Source organism: Sphingomonas jejuensis (assembly GCF_011927695.1).
GTDB classification, from domain to species: Bacteria; Pseudomonadota; Alphaproteobacteria; order Sphingomonadales; family Sphingomonadaceae; genus Sphingomonas_K; species Sphingomonas_K jejuensis.
In genome coordinates this window covers 1,461,116-1,482,958 of sequence record NZ_JAATJE010000001.1, presented here as the reverse complement: position 1 = coordinate 1,482,958, position 21,843 = coordinate 1,461,116, and the positions used below count along the sequence as shown (strand labels likewise).

Below are 21,843 nucleotides of genomic sequence, written 5' to 3'. Positions count from 1 at the left end.
CTCCCGCGGACGGGAGGGGCAGGGTGGTCGTGTCAGGGGACGGCGATCAGGCGCCTTCGGCCAGCTTCTTGGCCTTCTCGACCGCCTCGTCGATGCCGCCGACCATGTAGAAGGCGTTCTCGGGCAGGTGGTCATACTCGCCGGCGACAACCGCCTTGAACGAGCGGACGGTGTCTTCCAGCTGCACGAACTTGCCGGGGATGCCGGTGAAGACCTCCGCGACGTGGAACGGCTGCGACAGGAACTTCTGGATCTTGCGCGCACGGCTGACGGTGAGCTTATCCTCTTCCGACAGCTCGTCCATGCCCAGGATGGCGATGATGTCCTGCAGCGACTTGTAGCGCTGCAGCGTCGACTGAACGGCGCGGGCGGTCTCGTAATGCTCCTGGCCGACCGTGCGCGGCTCCAGCACGCGGCTGGTCGAGTCGAGCGGATCGACGGCCGGGTAGATGCCCAGCTCAGAGATCGCGCGCGACAGCGTGGTGGTCGCGTCCAGGTGGGCGAAGGAGGTGGCCGGCGCCGGATCGGTCAAGTCGTCGGCAGGCACGTAGATCGCCTGCACCGAGGTGATCGAGCCCTTGTTGGTCGACGTGATCCGCTCCTGCAGCGCACCCATGTCGGTGGCGAGCGTCGGCTGATAGCCCACGGCGGAAGGGATGCGGCCGAGCAGCGCCGACACTTCCGAACCCGCCTGGGTGAAGCGGAAGATGTTGTCGACGAAGAAGAGCACGTCCTGCCCTTCCTGGTCGCGGAAATATTCGGCGATGGTGAGGCCCGACAGCGCGACGCGGCTGCGCGCGCCCGGCGGCTCGTTCATCTGGCCATAGACCAGCGCCACCTTGGAGCCTTCCGGCGTCGGGTTGCCGTCCGCGTCCTTGGCGATCACGCCCGCGTCCAGGAACTCGTGATAAAGGTCGTTGCCCTCGCGGGTGCGCTCACCCACGCCGGCGAAGACGGACACGCCGCCATGACCCTTGGCGATGTTGTTGATCAGTTCCTGGATGAGCACGGTCTTGCCGACGCCCGCGCCGCCGAACAGGCCGATCTTGCCGCCGCGCGCATAGGGCGCGAGCAGGTCGATGACCTTGATGCCGGTGACCAGGATCGCGCTCTCGGTCGACTGGTCGATGAAGTCCGGCGCCTTGGCGTGAATGGGGGCGGTGGCGGTGGCGTTCACCGGGCCGCGCTCGTCGATCGGCTCACCGACCACGTTCAGGATGCGGCCCAGCGTCTGCGGGCCGACCGGCACGCGGATCTGGTCGCCGGTGTCCACGACGCGCTGGCCGCGGGTCAGGCCCTCCGTCGAATCCATCGCGATGGTGCGGACCATGTTCTCGCCCAGGTGCTGCGCAACCTCGAGCACCAGGCGGTTGCCGTTGTTGTCCGTTTCCAGCGCCGACAGGATCGCCGGCAGCGACGATTCGAACGACACGTCGACAACCGCGCCGATCACCTGCGCGATGCGGCCGACATTGTTGGTGAGGCCCTGGGTCGGGCGGTCTTCGGCGACAGTTGCCATGTTTCGTTCCTCGGTCAGACGATTGTCAGAGCGCTTCCGCGCCCGAGATGATTTCAACGAGTTCGGTGGTGATCGCGGCCTGGCGCGCGCGGTTGTACTGGATCGACAGGCGCTTGATCATGTCGCCGGCATTGCGCGTGGCGTTGTCCATCGCGGTCATGCGCGATCCCTGCTCGGACGCCGCATTCTCAAGCAGCGCGCCGAAGATCTGGATGGCGACGTTGCGGGGCAGCAGGTCGGCCAGGATCTGCTCCTCGTCCGGCTCATAGTCGACGACGGCCGACGCGCCCGTCGTCGCGGCACCGCCGGCGGCCAGCGGCACCGGGATGATCTGCTTCACCGTCGGCGTCTGTACCAGCGCAGACTGGAACTTGGCGTAGAACAGGTGCGCGACGTCGAACTCGCCTGCTTCGTAGCGGCGGATGATGTCGTCGGTGACCGCCTTGGCGTCGGCGAAGGACACGGTCTTCACCTCCGACATGTCATGCTCGCCGGCGATCATCTTCGGGAAGAAGCGGTTGATCGGGCGTCCCTTGCGGCCAACCAGGTAGAACTGGACGCTCTTGCCCTGGGCGATCAGCTCGTCGGCCTTGCGGCGCGCTGCGCGAACGATGTTGGAGTTGAACGCGCCGGCCAGGCCGCGCTCCGACGTGGCGACCACCAGCAGGTGGCGGTCGTTCTTGCCCGTTCCGGCAAGAAGCCGGGGGGAGGACGGGCCGATCGCGACCTTGGAGGCGAGCGAGGCCATGACCTGCTCCAGCCGCTCGGCATAGGGACGGCCGGCGATCGCCGCCTCCTGCGCACGGCGCAGCTTCGCCGCGGCGACCATCTTCATCGCCTTGGTGATCTTCTGCGTCGACTTCACGGAGCCGATGCGGAGCTTGAGGGTCTTCAGAGAGGCCATGTCTTACCGTTCTAGCCCTCCGTTCGCGCCGGACGCCGTCGAGACGCGATGCTCGACGGTGCGCGGTGCGAACGGGGAAGGGAGCGCATCAGCGGCGATTACGCGAAGCTCTTGCCGAACGCGTCCAGCGCGTCCTTCAGCTTCTGCTTGGTCGCGTCGCCCAGGTCCTTGGTGGTGCGGATCTCCGCCAGCACGTCGGACGCGTTGGAGCGCATGTGGCTGAGCATCGCCGCCTCGTAGCGGACGACGTCGGCCACCGGCACCTTGTCGAGATAGCCGTTGGTGCCCGCGAAGATCGACGCGACCTGCTCCTCGAACGGCATCGGGCTGAACTGCGGCTGCTTCAGCAGCTCGGTCAGCCGCGCGCCGCGGTTGAGCAGGCGCTGCGTCGACGCGTCCAGGTCCGACCCGAACTGCGCGAACGCCGCCATCTCGCGATACTGCGCCAGCTCCAGCTTGATGGAGCCCGCGACCTTCTTCATCGCCTTGGTCTGCGCGGCCGATCCGACGCGCGACACCGAAAGGCCGACGTTGATCGCCGGGCGGACGCCCGCGAAGAACAGGTCGGTTTCGAGGAAGATCTGGCCGTCGGTGATCGAGATGACGTTGGTCGGGATGTAGGCCGACACGTCGCCCGCCTGCGTCTCGATGATCGGCAGCGCAGTGAGCGAGCCGTTGCCGTTGGCGTCGTTCATCTTCGCCGCACGCTCCAGCAGGCGGCTGTGCAGGTAGAACACGTCGCCCGGATAGGCTTCGCGGCCCGGCGGACGGCGCAGCAGCAGCGACATCTGGCGATAGGCGACCGCCTGCTTCGACAGGTCGTCATAGACGATCAGCGCGTGCATGCCGTTGTCGCGGAAATACTCGCCCATCGCGCAGCCGGTGTAGGGCGCCAGGAACTGCAAGGGGGCGGGGTCCGACGCGGTGGCGGCGACGACGATGGAATATTCCATCGCGCCCTGCTCTTCGAGCGTGCGGACGAGCTGCGCGACCGTGGAACGCTTCTGACCGACCGCGACATAGACGCAGTAGAGCTTCTGGTTCTCGTCGGTGCCGGCGTTGGCCTGCTTCTGGTTGATGAAGGCGTCGATCGCGACGGCGGACTTGCCGGTCTGGCGATCGCCGATGATCAGCTCGCGCTGGCCGCGGCCGACCGGGACGAGGGCGTCCAGCGCCTTCAGGCCGGTCTGCACGGGCTCGTGCACCGACTTGCGCGGGATGATGCCGGGCGCCTTCACCTCGACGCGGCTGCGCTTCTCGGCGACGATCGGGCCCTTGCCGTCGATCGGGTTGCCGAGGCCGTCCACCACGCGGCCCAGCAGGCCCTTGCCGACGGGCACGTCCACGATGGTGCCGGTCCGCTTGACGGTGTCGCCTTCCTTGATCTGGCTGTCCGAGCCGAAGATCACGACGCCGACATTGTCGGCTTCGAGGTTCAGGGCCATGCCCTGGATGCCGTCGCCGAATTCGACCATCTCGCCCGCCTGGACGTTGTCGAGGCCGTGGATGCGCGCGATGCCGTCACCAACGGACAGCACCTGTCCGGTTTCGGAGACCTCGGCCTCCGTGCCGAAGCTGGCGATCTGGTCCTTGATGACGCGGGAGATTTCTGCGGCGCGAATGTCCATCTTCTTCTGCCTTAGCCTTTCATCGCGTGCGCGAGAGAGTTCAATCGGGTGCGGATCGACGAGTCGATCATCTGCGATCCGATCCGGACGACGAGGCCGCCCAGGATCGACGGGTCAACATGGGTATGAAGCGCAACGTCGCGGCCGACCCGCTGGCGCAGCTGCTGCTTCAGCGCGGCGACCTGCCCGTCGTCGAGCGGGTGAGCGGAGGTGACTTCCGCCGTGGTCTCGCCGCGGTGGTTGGCGGCCAGCGTCCGGAAGGCGCGGATCACCTGCGGAAGCTGGTTGAGGCGCCGGTTGGCGGCGAGCACGCCCAGGAAGCGGGTGGTGAGCGGGTCGAGCCCCAGCGATCCGGCAACGGCGGCGATGCCGGCCGACGCGTCCTTGCGCGACAGCACCGGATTGGCGGTCAGCTGCCGGAACTCGGGCGAGTTCGCCAGCGTGTCCGCCACGCGGGCAAGGCTGTCCTCGACGGATTGGAGCTGGCGATCGTCGCGTGCCAGCTGGAAAAGAGCGGACGCGTAGCGGCCGCCAAGGCTTGCCTCGATGCCGCCGGAAATCTCCACGCGCCCAATGTCCTCCAGACAGGTCATGATGACGCGAGAAAGGGGCGCCCTTGGGGCACCCCGCGTCAGGTGCCGGCCGGTTAGCATCGGCCCCCCGCCGATGCAAGCGCGTGCCGGAACGGGAAAGCAGGGCTTTCGTTTGGCAAAGACAGAAGCCGGGCGACGAAGCCCGCATGTTGGTGTAGAGGATCGTGCGTGACCAAACCCATCCACCCGATGCCGGCGATGCCGGTACGCCGAATGTGGCGACTTACCGTAGGCCGCTGTCGCGGCTGACGAGACGTTCCGGTTCAATGCTGTCGCGCCGGGCGCGACGCACAGGGTGAGAGTTCCACGATGTTCGACAACGACAACCGGGCCCCGGCCGCGGCGCCGCAGCCTGCCGCGCTGAGGGACGCCGCAAGCGCTGTCTTCGGAGATGGCTTCTGGGGCCGCGAACGGGTCAACCCGGAAGCGCCGCGGGCCGATGCCGCCAAGGCCGTTCCCGCACGCCGTTGACGCCCCGTCAGGTGCCGTCCAAGGGGCCTGACCATGCGCTTCTTTTCAGACAATGCCGCCTCCGTTCACCCGGCCGTGCTGGAGGCGCTTGCCGCGGCCAACCGGGTTGACACCGCCTATGACGGCGACGCGCTCAGCCGCTCGCTCGACGCGCGCTTCTCCGATCTGTTCGGGCGGGAGTGCCGGGTGCTCTGGGTGGCGACGGGAACCGCGGCGAACGCGCTCGCGCTGGCGGCGCTGGTGCCGCCTTATGCCGGCACCGTCTGTCACCGCGACGCGCATATCCAGAACGACGAATGCGGCGCGCCCGAGTTCTTCACGCACGGTGCCAAGCTCCACCTGGGCGACGGCGACGGTGCGAAGCTGACCCCGGCAGGCGTCTCCCGCGTGCTCGATGCAATCGCCAACGACGTCCACCGCGTGCAGCCGCGCGCGCTGTCCATCACCAACGCCACCGAATATGGCCGCGTCTACACGCCCGACGAGGTGGCGGCGCTCGGCGCGCTCGCGCGCGAACGGGGCCTCGGCTTCCACATGGATGGTGCGCGCTTCGCCAACGCGGTCGCCCACCTTGGCTGTTCGCCCGCGGCCATCAGCTGCGATGGCGGCGTCGACGTGTTGAGCTTCGGCTTCGTGAAGAATGGCGGCTTGTCTGCCGAGGCGCTTGTGTTCTTCCGGCCCGAGCTGGTCGCCGGGGTGCCGGAGCGGAGGAAGCGTGCCGGGCACCTGCTGTCCAAGGGGCGTTTCATGGCCGCACAGATCATCGCGATGCTGGCGGAAGATCGCTGGTTGGACGCGGCCCGCGCCGCCAACGGAGCCGCCCGCCGCATCGCCGACGCGGCCCCGGCGCGCCTCATTCATGCGGTGGAGGCCAACGAGCTGTTCCTGCGGATGACGCCGGCGGAGGCCGAGACGCTGCGCGCCCAGGGCTTTGACTTCTATGACTGGGCGGAGGGCGAGGTGCGCTTCGTCACCAGCTGGGATCAGCCGGACGCGGAGGTTGCAGCACTCGCAGGCGCACTGGCGCGGCTGTGACGCCGCCGGGGACCGAAACCGTTCCGCCGGCCGCCCGGTGGCGGGTGCTGGTGCCGTTTGCGCTGGTGACGCTGATCTGGGGGTCGACCTGGATCGTCATCCGCGACCAGCTGAGCGTGGTGCCGCCGGCCTGGTCGATCGCCTACCGCTTCGCGCTTGCCTCGGCGGCGCTGTTCGCCTGGTCGCTGATCACCGGCAAGTCGCTGAAGATCGCCCGCCACGACATGCCCTTCGTCGCCGCGGTCGGCGTGTTCCAGTTCGTGATGAACTTCCACTTCGTCTATGCGGCCGAACATCATGTCACGTCCGGGCTGGTGGCGGTCGTGTTCGCGCTGCTGCTCGTCCCCAACGCGGTGCTGGCACGAACCTTCCTGGGCCAGCGGCTCTCGCGCCCCTTCCTGCTCGGATCGGCGCTGGCGATCTGCGGCATCGCCTTGTTGTTCGCGCATGAACTGGGGGAGGCGGGGGAGGGCGCCGGGCAGGTCGCCATCGGCATCGGCCTGACGATGGCAGGGGTGCTGTCCGCATCGGCTGCAAATGTCATGCAGGCGACCGAGCGCGCCCGCCGGATCCCGGCCTCGACACTGCTCGCCTTCGCCATGGGATCGGGCGCGATCGTCAACATCGTGATGGCGGCGATCCTTCACGGACCGCCCGTTGTCGAGCCGCGGCTGGGCTATGTGGCAGGGCTCTTGTACCTTGCCGTGGCAGCCTCGGCCCTGGCCTTCGTCCTCTACTATGGCCTGTTGCGGCAGCTCGGGCCCGCGCGCGCGGCCTATTCGAGCGTGCTGGTGCCGGTCATCGCGATGGCCCTCTCCACGATCTTCGAAGGCTATCGCTGGACACCCACCGCGGCGGCGGGGTGCGCGCTTGCCCTGGGAGGATTGCTGGTCGCGCTCGCCCGGCGATGAGACGCGTCGCGCGGGATCGGTATGTCGGCGTTGTGGGCTGCGTCGCCGCCGCATAGAGCAGGTGGATGGACACCCGCACCAGCCCCGCCGCCCCGCCCAAGACCATCCGGCGGGAGGATTATCGCCAGCCCGACTGGATCGTGCCCGACGTTGCACTCGACTTCGACCTTGGTGCCGAGCGGACGGTCGTGCGGGCGCGGCTGGAGGTGCGGCGGCAGGCCCCGGCGCCGCTGGTGCTGGACGGCGACGGCCTGGTGCCGGTTGCCGTCCGGGTCGACGGACAGGCGACGGAGGCGTGGCGGCTGGATGGCGGGGCGCTTGTCCTCGATCTGCCCGGCGACGCGCATGTGGTCGAGACCGAAGTCGCGCTGTCGCCGCAGACGAACACGCAGCTGATGGGCCTGTATGCGTCGGGCGGGCTGCTCTGCACGCAGTGTGAGGCCGAAGGCTTTCGCCGCATCACGTTCTTCCCCGACCGGCCGGACGTGCTGTCCCGCTACCGCGTGCGGCTGGTGGCGGACAAGGCGCGCTACCCCGTGCTGCTGTCCAACGGCGATCTTGTCGGGTCGGGCGACCTGGACGACGGCCGCCACTTTGCCGAGTGGCACGATCCCTTTCCGAAGCCGAGCTACCTCTTCGCGGCGGTTGCCGGAGACCTTGCCGAACGGCGCGACAGCTTCACCACCGCATCCGGCCGGACCGTCCAGCTGGGCATCTGGACACGGGCCGAGGATCGTCCCCGCACGGCGCACGCGATGGAGTCGCTGAAGCTGTCGATGGCGTGGGACGAGCGGGTGTACGGGCGCGAATATGACCTCGGCATCTTCAACATCGTCGCCGTCAACGATTTCAATTTCGGCGCGATGGAGAACAAGGGGCTAAACATCTTCAACACGCGCTACATCCTTGCCGATCCGGATGAAGCCACCGACAGCGATTATGACGGCATCGCAGCGGTTGTGGCGCACGAATATTTCCACAACTGGTCGGGCAATCGCGTCACCTGCCGCGACTGGTTCCAGCTGTCGCTGAAGGAAGGCTTCACCGTCTTTCGCGACCAGGGCTTCTCCGCCGATCTCGGCTCGCCTGCGGTGCGCCGGATCGAGGATGTGCGGGCGCTCCGCGCCACGCAGTTTCCGGAAGACGCGGGACCGCTCGCGCACCCCGTGCGGCCCGAAAGCTACATGGAGATCTCGAACTTCTACACGGCGACGATCTACAACAAGGGCGCCGAGCTGATCCGCATGATCCACACCCTGGTGGGTCCGGGACGCTTCCGGCAGGGCAGCGACCTTTACTTCGAACGGCATGATGGCGAGGCCGCCACCTGCGAAGACTTCGTAGTCGCCATGGAGGTCGGGGCACAGGTCGACCTCACCGCCTTCCGCCGCTGGTACGGGCAGGCGGGAACGCCGCGGGTGGAAGCCCGGATCGCGCGGGTTGAGGATGGGACCGTCTCGCTCGCGCTTCGGCAGAGCACGCCGCCGACGCCGGGGCAGCCGGACAAGAGCCCGGTGCCGATCCCGCTCCGGACCGCCCTGTTCGATCGTGCGAGCGGCGCACGATTGGCGGAGCAGCTCGTTCTGCTGGAGGATGCGGAGGCAACGGTCGCGCTGGGCCGCGCACCCGGCGACGTCGCGCTTTCCATCAACCGCGGCTTCAGCGCCCCCATCGTCCTGGTCGCCGATCGCGCGACGGACGAGCTCGCCTTCCTGGCGGCGCACGACGACGATCCGTTTGCGCGGTACGAAGCCGTGCAGGGCCTGATGCTGGAAGCGCTCGTGGACCGGGTGGCGAGCGGCGACGCTGGCGGGGCGGCCGACGCCGCGGTCGATGCGGTCGGCGCCATGCTTGCCGATCCGGCCCTGGACGACGCCTTCGTGGCGGAAGCCGCGCTGCTGCCGAGCGAGAGCTTCATCGGCGACCAGATGCTGGTGGTGGAGCCGCTTGCGATCCACGACGCGCGCGAATGGCTGCGCGCCCGCATCGGCCGCGCGCACCTGGCCGCTTGGCGGGAGCGGCAGGAGCGGGGGGCGAATCAGCCCTTCGCCTACACGCCAGAGGCCAAGGGCAGACGACGGCTGCGCGGGGTTGCGCTCGCCTATCTGCTGGCAGCCAGAGACACGGATGCGGCCGCGCGCGCGCTCGATCAGTTCCAGCGTGCGGACAACATGACGGATCGCTTCTCCGCCCTGTCGGCACTGGTCGGCAGCGACGCTGCGGAGCGGGAGACGGCGCTGGACGCGTTCCGCGTGCGGCATGGCGGATCGCCGCTGGTCCTCGACAAGTGGTTCGGCGTGCAGGCCGGATCGTCGCGATCGGACACGCTCGAGACGGTTGTGCGACTCAGCCGGGATCCGGACTTCACGCTGGCCAATCCGAATCGGGCGCGGGCGCTGATCGGCGGCTTCGGCGCGAATCAGCTGGCGCTGCATGATGACGGGGGAGCCGGATACCGGTTCCTCGCGGACCAGATCCTCCAGCTCGACCGCTTGAACCCGCAAACGGCGGCTCGGCTGGTTCCGCCACTTGGCCGCTGGCGCCGCTTCGGAGAAGCACGTGCTGCCGCCATGCGCGCGCAGCTCGAACGAATGTTGCGCACCCCGGGCCTGTCGCGCGATCTTTATGAGCAGGTGTTCCGCAGCATCGACTGATTTCGATGGATTCACTTGCGCAGGGTGTTGTTCGGTTTTGGGACCCTGGCTGCTCATTAAGGTTAAGAAAGGGTAAAAACCTGCAATTCCTTCGACCCCCGACTCTGGTAGAAGATGGCTACGTCTTTTGGGGGACGGCTGGCTTGGCCTTGCTCAGGGTCACGCTGGAATTCGCGAGCAAGGGGAAATTTCATGCGTAACATCATTCTCGCCGGTGCGCTCGCGCTCGGCGCCGCGACGTCGGCCAATGCCGCCGTCGTGTACCCTGTCGGCACGCCGGGCGCGCTCGGCTTGGGCCAGCAGCTGATCAACGACTTCAACACCGCGGGCGCGCAGGCTCAGGTGACCGGTGGCGGCTTCATCTTCCAGTCGGGCAGCAACTCGAACGGCGGCGCGATCTTCGGCGGTGACGGCACCACCTACCTGTCCGTGCTGACCAACGGGTCTGCCAACGTTTCGACGCTCAGCCTGGGCCAGGGCACCGGTATCGTCTACCTCGATATCGGTTCGGTCGACACGTACAACACGATCACCCTCAACTTCGTGGGCGGTGGGTCGCAGTCGTTCACCGGCTCGCAGATCGCCAACCCGGCGAACGGCAGCCAGAGCAGCCCGATCCTGAACGCGCGCTTCGCGTTCAACGGTCAGGGTCAGCTGATCCAGAGCATCAGCTTCGCGTCGAGCCAGAACTCGCTGGAAGTCGACAACATCGCGGTCTCGGTCCCCGAGCCGGCGACCTGGGGCATGATGATTGCCGGCTTCGGCATCGTGGGCGCCAGCCTGCGTCGCCGTCGCCAGACGGTCGTCACCGCCTAAGCGATCTTCTGATCGTCAAAGGGGGCGCTGCTGGTCGGAAGACCGGCAGCGCCCCTTTGTTATTGCGGGTCCTGATAAGTCGCTGAACCCGCAACGATCTGGTCAGCTTGGTCGGCCCGACTCGTCGCCGGCAACCCCGGGGATTTCGGCGGCGGGCGTTACTCGAGTCGGTGGCCAGCCGTTGGCAACGCTCAGCAGGGCTGCAGCACCAGTTCCCCCTATGCGCCGGCGATGAAGCGCTCCAGCGCAGCATGCGCATCGCTGTCGGACATCTGCTCAGGCGGATGCTTGCAGAAGGCGGCAGCCGGCGCGAGCACGGGGCCGCCGAGACCGCGATCGCGCGCGATGCGGGCCGCGCGGATCATGTCGATGGCCACGCCGGCGCTGTTGGGGCTGTCTTCCACCGACAGGCGCAGTTCCAGGTTCATCGGCACGCCGCCGAACAGGCGCCCTTCCATCCGCAGATAGGCGATCTTGTTGTCGTTCTGCCACGGGACGTAGTCCGACGGGCCGATGTGGATGTTCTCCGCATCCAGACGCTGATGCGCGACCGACTGCACCGCTTCCGTCTTCGACAGCTTTTTCGACGCCAGCCGATCGCGGTTGAGCATGTTGAGGAAGTCGGTGTTGCCGCCGGTGTTCAGCTGATAGGTCCGGTCGAGCGCAACGCCGCGCTTGGCAAAGATGTCGGTCAGTACGCGGTGAACGACAGTGGCGCCAAGCTGCGCCTTGATGTCGTCGCCGATGATCGGCACGCCGGCATCGCGGAAGCGACCGGCCCAGGCCGGATCGCTGGCGATGAAGACCGGCATGGCGTTGACGAACGCGGTACCGGCGCGGAGTGCGGCCTCCGCGTAGAACTCGGTCGCGCGCTGGCTGCCGACAGGCAGGTAATTGATCAGCACTTCCGTGCCGGTGGTCTCCAGCGTGCGGACGACATCGTCGGCGCTCGGCTGCGGCAGGTCGGCGACGTCGAAGCGGCGGTCGACGGGTGCCGTCGCCATATGGTCGGACCATCCATCAAGGACGGCGCCCATCTCCACGGCGGTGCCGGTCGCCGGTACATGATCGGCGAAGCGGGCGGTGCAGTTGGGTGCCGCGAAGATGGCGTCCGCCACGTCGCGCCCGACCTTGCGGGTGTCGACGTCCCAGGCGGACACCACGCGGATCTGTTCGGCGCGCCATCCGCCCATTTCGACATGACCGAGGCCGATCGGCTCGTTCGCGAGATCCTCGCCGTAATAGGTCAGGCCCTGCACCAGAGAACTGGCGCAGTTGCCGATCCCGACGATCCCGACATCGATGGTGGATGCGCTCATGATGCCACCGCCAGGCGCGGCATGGCTGCCGCCGCGGGCCGGGCGGAGAACCAGGCAACCGTCTGCCGCAAGCCTTCCTCCAGCGAGACACGGGGCTCCCAGCCCAGGATCTGCTTGGCCTTGGCGATGTCCGGGCGGCGGCGGCGCGGATCGTCGATCGGGAGCGGACGCCCGACCACCGGCGCGGTGCTGGGCACGATGCGGCCGATCTCCTCCACCAGGTCGAGGATGCGAAGCTCGCGCGGGTTGCCGAGGTTGATGGGGCCGGGTTGCGGCCCGTCATGCCGCATCAACGTCAGAAGGCCTGTCACCATGTCACTCACATAACAGAAGGACCGCGTCTGCGAACCATCGCCATATACGGTGATGGACGCGCCCGAGAGCGCCTGCGCGACGAAGTTGGACACGACCCGGCCGTCGTCCGGCGACAGGCGCGGGCCATAGGTGTTGAAGATGCGCGCCACGCGTACGGTCGCCCGCCCGGCCCGGTCATAATCGAACGCCAGCGTCTCGGCCGCGCGCTTGCCTTCGTCATAGCAGGCACGCGGGCCGATCGGATTGACGTTGCCGCGGTAATCCTCGTGCTGCGGATGGACTTCCGGGTCGCCGTAGATCTCGCTGGTGGAGGTCAGCAGGAAACGTGCGCCTGTTCGCGCGGCCAGGCGCAGCAGGTGCGCGGTGCCGACCACGCTGGTCATCATCGTGTGTTCGGGGTCCGCCTGATAGGCCGGCGGAGAGGCGGCGCAGGCCAGATTGTAGATCTCGTCGAACCGCCCGGCGGAGAGCGATGACGGCAGCGGCTGCACGATGTCGGCCTCCACGAACGTGCATCGCGGATGGCCGATTGCCGTTCGCAGATTGTCCATGGAGCCGGTCTGGAGATTGTCGAGAACGACCACCTCACACCCCTCGGCCAGCAGCGCTTCCGTCAGGTGCGACCCGATGAAGCCGGCGCCCCCGGCCACCAGTACCCGCTTGCCGCCACCCGTCATCGATCCGTCTCCAATCGTCTTGCTCATGCGGCCCTGCTGTTCCGCGTTGCCGGTCCCGCCGTGACGAGCGCCTGTTCCAGGCTTTCGGCACGATGGGCGGCGGTGTGTTCGGCGAGGATGCGGCGGCGCGCAGCCGCACCAAGCGCGTGTCGCCGCTCCTCCGGCATGGTCCTCAACAGGTCGAGCACCGCAGCACCGTCGTCCGGCAGGATGATTTCGTCGTCCGTGGCAAGCAGCGTGTCGAGGCCGAGCCAGCGGTCGGACAGAAGCGCCGCCCCGCAGGCCGCGGCTTCGAACAACCGGACGCTGGGACTGTAGCCGGCGGCGATCATGTCGGCACGGGTCACGTTCAGCTGGAACCGGCATGACGAGTAGAATTCGGGATGATCGGCCGGCGCCAGATGGTCGATGCGTTCGACATTTTCGGGCCAGTCGATGTCGTCGGGGTATTGCGGCCCCGCCACGACGAACCGCAGCTCCGGCGCGGCGCGGGCAGGTTCGATCAGGAGCGCATCGAGCGTCGGCTGCCGATCCGGGCTGTAGGTGCCGAGATAGCCGAGATCCCAGCGGCTCGGCACGTCCACGGGACGGTAGCTGTCGGTGTCGACCGAACAATAAAGCGCAGCCGCGTTGGGGGAGCCGAACTGCTCCTCGATCCGCTGCAGCGTCGGTCCGCCGGAAAAGGAGAAGTAGTTGGCATATCCGGGCACCTGATCGCGCGACAGATAGGCGCAATCGCCGCGATCAAGCGCAGCCAGCGTGATGGGCGTGTCGATATCGTAGAAGCTGACGGCTCCTGCCGCCCATTGCTGCGCCAGGCGGCCGACTTCGATGCCGTCCGGCACATAGGAGCCGACGATCACCGCGTCCGCTCCGCTCACCTCGTCCCGAAACCGCTCCAGATCGTCGAGGCTCTGATAAAAGGCGAGGCGGCAGAAATCCGGATCGGCCAGATCGCGGTTCGCGCCCGAATACCAGGGCACGTCCCGTTCCAGGAACACCACATCATGCCCGCGCGCGGCAAAGGCTTGAAGCAGCGCACGCCAGGTGGTCGCATGCCCGTTTCCCCAGGACGAGGACAGGCTGAGGCCGATCACCACCAGCTTCATGCCGCGCGCGCCCGCTTGATCGCCAGCCCCTCGCGGAACAGCGCGTCGACGGTGACCGCACGGTCGCTGTAGCAATGGTCGCGGAGCACGCGGGCGCGCGCCGCGTCTCCGATGGCCCGCGCGCGCTCCGGCGTCAGCGCGGCCAGATGGTCGGCGACGTCCTGCCCGTCACGCGCCACCAGGATCTCCGTGTAGGGCGCCAGGAACTGATCGATGCCTTCCCACGCATCGCTGATCAGGCACGCGCCCGCGCCGGCGGCCTCGAACACGCGGGTCGCCGGAGAGAAGCCGAGCGCGGCCATGTCCTCGCGCGCCACGTTGAGGACGGCGAGCGCCGAACAGTTGAACGCGTTGTGGTCCGCCGTGCCGACATGGCCGACGCGGGTGACGTTTGCCGGCATCGCCTTGTCGTGCCAGCCAGACCCGCCGATGCCGAAGCGGCGTTCGGGCAAGAGCGCCGCCGGGCGCAGGAAGAACTCGTCCACGCGCGCTTCCCGGTCGGGCAGGCGATTGGCGAGGAAGCCGAGGTCGACCGCAAAGCGGGCATCTGCAACGGCCGGGTGGTGGGTGGCGGGATCCAGCCCGTTGTAGATCGGGATGCACGAGCGTGCGCCCATCGCCTCGTACTGCGACACGACCGGCGGCCCCCCGCCATAGGTCAGCACATGGTCGAGCGAGGGGAGGCGGCGGCGGAGCGGATGACCCGGGTCCGCCGCAAGCTCCGCCAGCGTGGCGGGCGCATCGACGTCCCAGAAGATGCGAAGCGCGTGGTCGGGCGCGTGATCCCACACGGCAAGCAGCTCGGTGTCGAACACGCCGACCCCGCTTGCCTTCACCACGACGTCCGCGCGTGCGGCTTCCTCGATCACCGCGGCCAGTGCCGATGGCGTGGCGTCGTAGACGACGACCCGCGCCCATTCGGGTGGATCGATGTCGCGGTTCTGCTGCCGGTCGAATGCGTCCGGCTCGTAGAACGCCACATCGTGGCCGTGCGCGGCGAGCGCGCTCAGGATGCCGCGATAATAGGTGGCCGCGCCGTTCCAATAGGCGGACAGCAGGCTCGATCCGTAAAAGGCGATCCTCACGCCGCGGTCCTCTTCGTCGAACGGGTGGCGTCGATCTGGCGCGAGATGGCGAGCAGCTCGTCGGCACGGTGGGCGCAGCTGTGACGCGCCTCGATCGTCTCCCGCCCACGCCGGGCGAGATCGGCGGCGAGCGCTGGGTCGGCGACGAGGTCGCGCAGGTGGCCGCGCATCGCGTCCCCGTCCGTCGCCTTCAGATAATCGCCGGGGCGGAACAGCCCTTCGGCGTCATCCCACGGCGCGGAGACGAGCGGGATGCCGCAGGCCAAGGCCTCGAACACGCGGATGGTGGGGATGCCCGGCAGCAGCTGCGTGTAGAAGCGGCGCGGCACATGCACGGTCAGAAGGTGGCGGGCATAGGCCGCCGGTGCCGCCGCATTCGCGATCCAGCCGCGATACCGGGCGTCATACCGATCGAGCAGCAGCAGCGCTTCTGCGGGATAGCGCACGCCGTGGATGTCGAGCGGGATGCCGACGTCCCGAGTCGGGGCCAGCAGGAACTCCTCGAGCTCGGCCGTGCGCTCCCCATCGCCCCAGTTGCCGATCCAGATGGTGCCGTCGCGCGCCACATCGGCCAGCGGCGGGCGGAACAGGAACGTGTCGGCCGCTTCGTGCCAGGTGAACACCCGGTCGCCCCAGCCCCAGCGGCGATAGACCTCCGACAGCGTTTCACCGAAGGCGAGCACCGCGTCATATCCGTCGAGGTCGAACGCGCGGATCGCGTCCGGATCGCTCACCGCGCGGTGATGCGTGTCGTGGAAGAACAGCTGGAACCGGCCGCCCCGCCGCCGCGCCGCGCCGATGGCGGCGACGACCGCCGGGTCGGTCCATTCGTGCACGATCACGAGGTCGGCGCCGTCTATCGCTTGGTCGGCGTCGAAGGACCGGACATCATAGGTGGCGGTGCCGAGGTCGGGATAGGCGGCGCGGAAAGCCGCCTGACCTTCCGGGCCGGCATCGGCGGCGAGGTTGGCGAGGCTCCAGTTGTCCGCCGGCTCAATCGCGGCGACATCATGGCCGCGCCGCTGCAGGTCGGCGAGCAGCCCGCGCAGAAAATGCGCGTTGCCATGGTTCCAACAGGAGCGGAGCGAATGCGTGAAGTAACGGATCCTCATGCGCCCACCGCCAGTCGCGGCGCGGCTGCGGACAGCATCCGTCGCTGGATCGCGTCCATGCCCGCCGACATCCGGTCGGCCGAATAGCGGGCCGCGCGCGCCTGCGCTCGCTGCCCGAGCGCACGCGCCTCGGCCGGATCGGCGGCGAGGGCGTCGAGCGCCTCTGCCAGCGCAGCGGCGTCGCCCGGCGGCACGAACAGCGCCGCATCCATCCACAACTCGCGGTGCCCCTCGATCCCCGACAGCACCAGCGCGGCACCGCACTGCGCGGACTCAAGCACGGCGAGGCCGAACGGCTCGTAGAGCGCCGGGGACACGAAGATGTCGGTTTCGGCCATGCGGGCGGCAAGATCGTCCCCGGCGAGCCGGCCGAGCGCCTGCACATGGGACAGCACCACGCCGTCGCCGCCCGGGCCCTTCACCGGGCCGGCAGCCGCGACCGGCGCCGACATGCTGGCGGCCGCGGCATCGAGCACGGCCATGCCCTTGCCCGCATCCCACAGCCGCCCGGCGGCAAGGATCGAACCCGGGCGCCGCGCGACCGAAAGTGACCGGCGCGCCGTGCGTCCGTTCAGCACGACCTGCGGCCGGATGCCGTAAGCATCGCCGGTGGCGGCGGCAAAGGCGTGGGTCGGCGCGACCAGCATGTCGCACGCCCGATATCCGCGCGCGGTGAGGTCGATCCGCCATCGGAAATCAGCCGGCGGCGTGTCGCCGCGCACTGCCGACCACCAGGTCGCCAGATCGGAATGGCAGATGCCGAGCACCGGCCGGTCGAACGTGCCGAAGGCCGCCAGAATCGGACTGTTCAGCTGGATGAGGTCGGCCTTCCAGCCGCGCGCGATCCGCTCCAGGGCGGCAGCCTGGCGCTCCAGCGTGGCCGGCGTGGCGTCGAGCCAATCGAGCGGCCCGGGCAGCGTGACCAGGGCGATGCCCGCCTGCTCCGCCGCTGACTGTTGATCCGTGCAGGGCGCCGGCCCGGCCACGGCGATCAGCACCTCCGTGCCATGAGCGCGCAGGCCGGCCGCAAGGTCGAGCGCGTAGCTCCACACCCCGCCGACCGCATCCGCCGTCATCACCACACGCAGCACCGGACGGGCCAGGCTCAAGCGGCGACCTCCACGCGGCCCGCATCGGCATCCAGCGAGCCGAGCCAGCGGTGAAGGTCGGCAAGCCCCTGTCGCCAGTCCATCGGCTGCGGCAGGTCGAGCGCCAGCCGGGCACGGCGGGCATCGGCGACGAACCAGCGCTGGTCGCCCTGCCGCCAGCCATCGAACCGGATCTCCGGCGCTTGCCCAACCAGACGGCCGATTTCGTCGATCACCTGGCGCAGGCTGACCGCATTGGCGCGCCCGCCGCCCAGGTTGAACGCGCGGCCCTTGATGCCTTCGATCCGCGACAGCGCGGACACATAGGCGGCGACCGCATTGTCGACATGCATCACGTCGCGCACCTGCTTGCCGTCGCCGAACAGCGTGATCGGGCGCCTGGCGATCGCTTCGCGAAGGAAGTGCGCGACCCAGCCCTGCTCCTCGTTGCCCATCTGGCGCGGACCGTAGATGCAGCTCATCCGGAACACGCAGGACGGCACACCGTAGCTGCGGCCATAGTCGAGCACATACTGGTCGGCCGCGCCCTTGGAGCAGCCATAGGGCGTGTGGAAGTCGAGCGGGCGGTTCTCGTCCACGCCCGACCGCGCGATGCCCGGATCGACGGGCGACCAGCGCTCCGCATCGGCCTCGAGCTCGACGTCGGCGAGGTCGCCATACACCTTGTTGGTGCTGGCGAAGATCACCGGCACCGGCGTGGCCTCCGCCCGCGCTGCCTCCAGCAGGGCGAAGGTCGACGCCAGGTTGACCTGAAAGTCCTCGACGGGATCGACCAGGCTGGTGGTGACCGCCACCTGCGCAGCGAGGTGGAACACCGCACCCGCCTCCGCCACCGCTGCCTTCAACCGGTCGGTGTCGCGCAGATCGGCCTGGGTGATGCGGATGCGATCGGGGTGGCGATCGGCCAGCCAGCGGGCGTTCGCCTCGACACCGGACCGCAGCATCGCGTCGTAGACGATGACGTCGCGACCGTCGCGGGCCAGCCGGTCGGCGAGGTTGGAGCCGATGAAGCCTGCGCCGCCGGTGACGAGAAGGGGGCGCCCGGCGCTCACGACACCAGGCCCCGGGCCTTCAGCTCGTCACGCGCGGCATCGACCCGGTCCTGCGCCTCCTGCTGCGCCACCCATTCGGCCAGCTCGGCCAAGCCGGCATCGAAATCCTCGCGCGCCTCGAACCCGATCGCGCTCCGTGCGGCGGAGATGTCGGCGATGCAGTGGCGGATGTCGCCCGTGCGCCCTTCACCCGTCACGCGCGCGGTGAGGTCGGACCCCATCGCGCGGGCAAGCGCGGTCGCCACGTCGCTGACGCTGCGATCGGTGCCGCTGGCGATGTTGAACACCTTGCCCGAGATGCCGGGCATTTCCAGCGCGTCGGCGAAGGCGCGGGCGACATCGCGCACGTGCACGAAATCGCGGCGCTGCTCCCCATCCTCGAAGATCATCGGGCTCTGACCATTCGCGATCCGCGACGCGAAGATGGCAAGCACGCCGGTGTACGGGTTGGAAAGCGCCTGGCCGGGGCCGTAGACGTTCCACAGCCTCAGCGCGACGCCTTCATAGCCATAAGCCTCGGCCAGCGTGAGCGTCAGACGCTCCTGCACATATTTCCCGATCGCGTAGACGGAGGCGAGGGCGGGGCGCTTGCTTTCCGGCGTCGGCACGGGGCGCAGCGAACGGCCCTGATCGTCCGTCGGGTCCCAGCTGCCGCCGGCTGCCCGATCCCGCTTCACGTCGTGGACCGGGTTGCCGTCCGCGTCCTCGTAAAGCCCCTCGCCATAGATGCTCATCGACGACGCGGTGACGACGCGGCGGATCGGCTTGTCGATCATGGCTTCGAACAGCACGGCGGTGCCGGTGTCGTTGACACTGGTGTAGCGCTCGATCGCGTACATCGACTGACCGACACCGACCTCTGCGGCAAGGTGCACAACGGCGGTCGCACCGGTCAGCGCGTCCTCAACGGCCGCGCGGTCGCGCACGTCGCCGCGGATGAAGACGGTCCCTTCCGGGAAGGGCGGCGGCACGGGATCGGCGCCGTGAACCTGGTCGATCAGGGCGTCCAGGATACGCACCCGGTGCCCACGCTGCCCGAGTTCGTTCGCCAGCGCGCGACCGATAAAACCGGCGCCGCCGGTGATCAGCACCGTATCATTCATACCCGAAATACCGTATTCTTGAAAGTCAATATGGAAATCATCGCCTGTTCCCCCCCGCGATGGAACGATGCCGGCAAGCAGCATCTTCTTGTTCTTAGATCGCGGAACGCGACGGCGACGGATTTGTTTCAGCTTTGATGCGGCATCAAGGGAAAAACAACAAACATCAGCCAGAGACTGATGCAGGTTAATCTGGTCAGACATGGTTCGACATCTTTGGTCGCCAAGATCTTGTGCGGTCGAAGCGTCGATCCGTCGCTGGACGAGAACGGTCGCGCCCAGGCACGACGTGCCGCGGACCGCCTGAACGATGCGGGCCCGATCTGGACGAGCCCGCGGGCGCGCACGCGGGAGACGGCGGCGCTGATCGCGGACGGGCGTGCGGTGGCGATTGCCCCCGCGCTCGACGAGATCGATTTCGGCGATTGGTCGGGCCGGTCCTTCGATGAGCTTGCGCCCGATCCCGCCTGGCGGCGATGGAACGCGGCCCGGGCGTCCGCCCGCCCGCCGGGGGGCGAGAAATTTGCAGAGGTGGCCGACCGGCTGGACGGTCTGCTACGACAGATCGGGGGCCATCATGCGGCCGTGCTGGTGACGCACTGTGACGTGATCCGCGCCTTTGTCTGCCGCATCCTCGGCCTGTCGGCGGACGATTGGTGGCGTTTCGATGTCGACTGTGGCTCCGTCACGCGGATCATGGTCGAGCCCGGCCGCACGCGGCTCCTGTCCTTGAACGAAGGTGATCGATGAGCAACGACATGGATCTGGCAGAACGCGTGCGCGCGCTTGGCCCCTGGTTCCACAATCTGGACCTGGGCGGCGTGATGACCGCGCCCGATCACTTCCTCTACGATTATCCCAACAGCAAGTTCAGGCGCTTCGCCCATGTCCTGCCGGAGGATCTGACCGGGAAGAGCGTGCTCGACATCGGGTGCAACGCCGGCTTCTATTCGGTGGAAATGAAGAAGCGGGGGGCGGATCGTGTCCTCGGCATCGACAGCGACGACCACTATCTGTCGCAGGCACGGTTCGTGGCGGATCACCGCGGCTTCGACATCGAATATCGCAATCTGTCGGTCTACGACCTGGCGCTTCTGGGCGAGCGGTTCGACCTCGTGATCTTCATGGGCGTGCTCTACCATCTGCGGCATCCGCTGCTCGCGCTCGACCTGATCCGCAGCTACGTCGCCGACGACCTGATGCTGTACCAGTCGATGCAACGCGGCGCGAAGGGCGCGGCGAACGTCGCCGACGACTATGACTTCTTCGACGCCGATCATTTCGACGCGCCCGACTATCCGAAGATGCATTTCATCGAGAAGCGCTACTCCGGCGATCCGACCAACTGGTGGGCACCGAACGAAGCGGCGAGCGCCGCCATGCTCCGCGCCGCAGGGTTCGAGATCGTCGCACATCCCGAAACGGAGGTGTTTCTGGCGAAGGCGGCGCCGCTCCCCTATGGCGCGGGCGAACCCATCCATCCCGCATCGCCACCGGAGACCGCCACGCGATGATCGAAGCCGTCAAGATCTGGAACGAGCCCAACAACAAGTCGCACTGGGACCCGGACGTGGACCCGGAATGGCTGCTGTTCGCCGACATGGTGCGGCGCGCGGGCTCCGCGATCGGGCGGGCGGCACCGGGGCTGACGCGTGTCCTGGGCGGCATGTCGCCGATCGATCCGTCCTTCCTGGCGCGGCTTGAGCGTGCAGGCGCGCTCGACATGGTGGATGCGGTGGCGGTGCACGGCTTCCCACTCGACTGGAACCTGTGGGCGATCGACGAGTGGCCGGCCAAGATCGCCGAGATCCGCGCAGCCACGGACAAGCCGGTGTGGGTAACGGAGGTCGGCGTGTCCTCCTTCGGCTCCGAAGAGGTGCAGGCCTGGGGCGTCACCAAGACGGCCGGCCTGCTGAAGGGGCAGGCACCGCGCGTGCACTGGTACAGCCTTTACGATCTGCCGATGGAATGGGGCGCCACCACGCGCCACAAGGAGGCGGAGGGATCCTCCTATTACCGGCACTTCCACATGGGCCTGCTGCGCGCCGACGGCAGCCCGAAGCCGGCGGTGGAGGCGTTCCGCGCCCTGGATGGGCAGATGGGCATCTGCCAGTGGTTCCATTATCATGATCCGCGGCTGGACGATGCGGTGCGCTGGCTGAAGGAGCTGGGCGTCACCAAGCTGCGCACCGGCCTCAGCTGGGCAGACAGCTTTCGCGATGGCGCGACCGACTGGTTCGACCGCCAGATGGAAGCGCTGGCCGACTTCGACACCACGATCACCTTCTGCTTCACGCCGGAGCATCGCGGCATCCAGCCGCACCATTCGAGCGCGCCGCAGGTGGCCGACGAATATGCGGAGTTCTGCCAGGCGATGGTGGAACGCTATGTCCGGCCGGAGCAGCGCGCCGCCGCCTGAACGCCGGGAGGG

At 68.2% G+C, this 21,843-nt stretch carries 20 protein-coding genes; 8 read left to right on the top strand and 12 right to left on the bottom strand.

Going from position 1 to position 21,843, the window contains the following annotated elements:
• Positions 1–46: 46 nt before the first annotated feature.
• The 4 genes from atpD to GGR88_RS07540 all read right to left on the bottom strand — a co-directional run bounded on the left by atpD (position 47) and on the right by GGR88_RS07540 (position 4,617).
• Positions 47–1,519, bottom strand: a complete 1,473-nt coding sequence (atpD, locus tag GGR88_RS07555) for a F0F1 ATP synthase subunit beta (protein WP_167953928.1) — start codon at positions 1,517–1,519, stop codon at positions 47–49.
• Positions 1,520–1,544: 25 nt separating this feature from the next.
• Positions 1,545–2,423: a F0F1 ATP synthase subunit gamma gene (locus GGR88_RS07550; protein WP_167953927.1), complete on the bottom strand. Its 879-nt coding sequence runs from the start codon at positions 2,421–2,423 to the stop codon at positions 1,545–1,547.
• A 98-nt stretch (positions 2,424–2,521) separates the two neighbouring features.
• Positions 2,522–4,051 (bottom strand): F0F1 ATP synthase subunit alpha, encoded by a 1,530-nt coding sequence (gene atpA / locus GGR88_RS07545; RefSeq protein WP_167953926.1) that lies wholly within the window; start codon positions 4,049–4,051, stop codon positions 2,522–2,524.
• A gap of 11 nt (positions 4,052–4,062) precedes the next feature.
• A complete protein-coding gene (locus GGR88_RS07540; RefSeq protein ID WP_167954428.1) occupies positions 4,063–4,617 on the bottom strand; it encodes a F0F1 ATP synthase subunit delta in 555 nt (184 codons plus the stop codon).
• A 336-nt stretch (positions 4,618–4,953) separates the two neighbouring features.
• On the opposite strand from GGR88_RS07540, the gene GGR88_RS07535 reads away from it, so the two are divergent.
• The 5 genes from GGR88_RS07535 to GGR88_RS07515 all read left to right on the top strand — a co-directional run bounded on the left by GGR88_RS07535 (position 4,954) and on the right by GGR88_RS07515 (position 10,531).
• Complete coding sequence (locus GGR88_RS07535) at positions 4,954–5,115, top strand: hypothetical protein (protein WP_167953925.1); 162 nt, start codon at positions 4,954–4,956, stop codon at positions 5,113–5,115.
• A gap of 33 nt (positions 5,116–5,148) precedes the next feature.
• Complete coding sequence (locus GGR88_RS07530) at positions 5,149–6,150, top strand: threonine aldolase family protein (RefSeq protein WP_167953924.1); 1,002 nt, start codon at positions 5,149–5,151, stop codon at positions 6,148–6,150.
• A complete protein-coding gene (locus GGR88_RS07525) occupies positions 6,147–7,061 on the top strand; it encodes an EamA family transporter (RefSeq protein WP_167953923.1) in 915 nt (304 codons plus the stop codon). Before GGR88_RS07530 ends, GGR88_RS07525 begins: the two co-directional genes overlap by 4 nt.
• Positions 7,062–7,126: 65 nt before the next feature.
• Positions 7,127–9,715 carry an aminopeptidase N gene (pepN, locus tag GGR88_RS07520; RefSeq protein WP_167953922.1) on the top strand — a complete coding sequence of 863 codons (2,589 nt, stop codon included), beginning with the start codon at positions 7,127–7,129 and terminating at the stop codon, positions 9,713–9,715.
• Positions 9,716–9,907: 192 nt separating this feature from the next.
• A complete protein-coding gene (locus GGR88_RS07515) occupies positions 9,908–10,531 on the top strand; it encodes a PEPxxWA-CTERM sorting domain-containing protein (protein WP_167953921.1) in 624 nt (207 codons plus the stop codon).
• 218 nt (positions 10,532–10,749) lie between these two features.
• Here GGR88_RS07515 and GGR88_RS07510 read toward each other — a convergent pair whose 3' ends face one another.
• From GGR88_RS07510 to GGR88_RS07475, 8 genes are read right to left on the bottom strand one after another with little or no spacing between them, the layout of a single operon-like run.
• Positions 10,750–11,850, bottom strand: coding sequence for an inositol-3-phosphate synthase (locus GGR88_RS07510; RefSeq protein ID WP_167953920.1), 1,101 nt, complete (start codon positions 11,848–11,850; stop codon positions 10,750–10,752).
• Entirely contained in the window at positions 11,847–12,869 is a 1,023-nt protein-coding gene (locus GGR88_RS07505) for a UDP-glucuronic acid decarboxylase family protein (protein ID WP_245196462.1), read from the bottom strand. The genes GGR88_RS07510 and GGR88_RS07505 overlap by 4 nt, the downstream gene beginning before the upstream one ends.
• A complete protein-coding gene (locus GGR88_RS07500) occupies positions 12,866–13,951 on the bottom strand; it encodes a CgeB family protein (protein ID WP_167953919.1) in 1,086 nt (361 codons plus the stop codon). Before GGR88_RS07500 ends, GGR88_RS07505 begins: the two co-directional genes overlap by 4 nt.
• A complete protein-coding gene (locus GGR88_RS07495; protein ID WP_167953918.1) occupies positions 13,948–15,036 on the bottom strand; it encodes a glycosyltransferase family protein in 1,089 nt (362 codons plus the stop codon). The genes GGR88_RS07500 and GGR88_RS07495 overlap by 4 nt, the downstream gene beginning before the upstream one ends.
• The gene (locus GGR88_RS07490) at positions 15,033–16,148 is read right to left on the bottom strand and encodes a CgeB family protein (RefSeq protein ID WP_167953917.1); all 1,116 of its coding nucleotides are present in this window, start codon (positions 16,146–16,148) and stop codon (positions 15,033–15,035) included. The genes GGR88_RS07495 and GGR88_RS07490 overlap by 4 nt, the downstream gene beginning before the upstream one ends.
• Positions 16,145–17,257 (bottom strand): glycosyltransferase family 4 protein, encoded by a 1,113-nt coding sequence (locus GGR88_RS07485; protein ID WP_209023213.1) that lies wholly within the window; start codon positions 17,255–17,257, stop codon positions 16,145–16,147. Before GGR88_RS07485 ends, GGR88_RS07490 begins: the two co-directional genes overlap by 4 nt.
• On the bottom strand, positions 17,254–18,309 hold the full coding sequence (locus GGR88_RS07480) for an SDR family NAD(P)-dependent oxidoreductase (RefSeq protein WP_167953916.1): 1,056 nt from the start codon (positions 18,307–18,309) through the stop codon (positions 17,254–17,256). Before GGR88_RS07480 ends, GGR88_RS07485 begins: the two co-directional genes overlap by 4 nt.
• Positions 18,306–19,412: an NAD-dependent epimerase/dehydratase family protein gene (locus GGR88_RS07475; RefSeq protein ID WP_167953915.1), complete on the bottom strand. Its 1,107-nt coding sequence runs from the start codon at positions 19,410–19,412 to the stop codon at positions 18,306–18,308. The genes GGR88_RS07480 and GGR88_RS07475 overlap by 4 nt, the downstream gene beginning before the upstream one ends.
• Positions 19,413–19,592: 180 nt before the next feature.
• On the opposite strand from GGR88_RS07475, the gene GGR88_RS07470 reads away from it, so the two are divergent.
• The 3 genes from GGR88_RS07470 to GGR88_RS07460 are packed head-to-tail and all read left to right on the top strand — an operon-like array spanning position 19,593 to position 21,831.
• Entirely contained in the window at positions 19,593–20,162 is a 570-nt protein-coding gene (locus GGR88_RS07470; protein WP_280742259.1) for a histidine phosphatase family protein, read from the top strand.
• Positions 20,159–20,926, top strand: coding sequence for a TIGR04290 family methyltransferase (locus GGR88_RS07465; protein ID WP_167953914.1), 768 nt, complete (start codon positions 20,159–20,161; stop codon positions 20,924–20,926). Before GGR88_RS07470 ends, GGR88_RS07465 begins: the two co-directional genes overlap by 4 nt.
• Complete coding sequence (locus GGR88_RS07460) at positions 20,923–21,831, top strand: glycoside hydrolase 5 family protein (protein WP_167953913.1); 909 nt, start codon at positions 20,923–20,925, stop codon at positions 21,829–21,831. The genes GGR88_RS07465 and GGR88_RS07460 overlap by 4 nt, the downstream gene beginning before the upstream one ends.
• Positions 21,832–21,843 lie beyond the last annotated feature (12 nt).

Coding starts and splice junctions, on each gene's coding strand:
- atpD (WP_167953928.1), bottom strand. CDS start 1,519: ATGGCAACTGTCGCCGAAGACCGCCCGACCCAGGGCCTCACCAACAAT.
- GGR88_RS07550 (WP_167953927.1), bottom strand. CDS start 2,423: ATGGCCTCTCTGAAGACCCTCAAGCTCCGCATCGGCTCCGTGAAGTCG.
- atpA (WP_167953926.1), bottom strand. CDS start 4,051: ATGGACATTCGCGCCGCAGAAATCTCCCGCGTCATCAAGGACCAGATC.
- GGR88_RS07535 (WP_167953925.1), top strand. CDS start 4,954: ATGTTCGACAACGACAACCGGGCCCCGGCCGCGGCGCCGCAGCCTGCC.
- GGR88_RS07530 (WP_167953924.1), top strand. CDS start 5,149: ATGCGCTTCTTTTCAGACAATGCCGCCTCCGTTCACCCGGCCGTGCTG.
- pepN (WP_167953922.1), top strand. CDS start 7,127: ATGGACACCCGCACCAGCCCCGCCGCCCCGCCCAAGACCATCCGGCGG.
- GGR88_RS07515 (WP_167953921.1), top strand. CDS start 9,908: ATGCGTAACATCATTCTCGCCGGTGCGCTCGCGCTCGGCGCCGCGACG.
- GGR88_RS07510 (WP_167953920.1), bottom strand. CDS start 11,850: ATGAGCGCATCCACCATCGATGTCGGGATCGTCGGGATCGGCAACTGC.
- GGR88_RS07505 (WP_245196462.1), bottom strand. CDS start 12,869: ATGAGCAAGACGATTGGAGACGGATCGATGACGGGTGGCGGCAAGCGG.
- GGR88_RS07500 (WP_167953919.1), bottom strand. CDS start 13,951: ATGAAGCTGGTGGTGATCGGCCTCAGCCTGTCCTCGTCCTGGGGAAAC.
- GGR88_RS07490 (WP_167953917.1), bottom strand. CDS start 16,148: ATGAGGATCCGTTACTTCACGCATTCGCTCCGCTCCTGTTGGAACCAT.
- GGR88_RS07475 (WP_167953915.1), bottom strand. CDS start 19,412: ATGAATGATACGGTGCTGATCACCGGCGGCGCCGGTTTTATCGGTCGC.
- GGR88_RS07470 (WP_280742259.1), top strand. CDS start 19,593: ATGCAGGTTAATCTGGTCAGACATGGTTCGACATCTTTGGTCGCCAAG.
- GGR88_RS07465 (WP_167953914.1), top strand. CDS start 20,159: ATGAGCAACGACATGGATCTGGCAGAACGCGTGCGCGCGCTTGGCCCC.
- GGR88_RS07460 (WP_167953913.1), top strand. CDS start 20,923: ATGATCGAAGCCGTCAAGATCTGGAACGAGCCCAACAACAAGTCGCAC.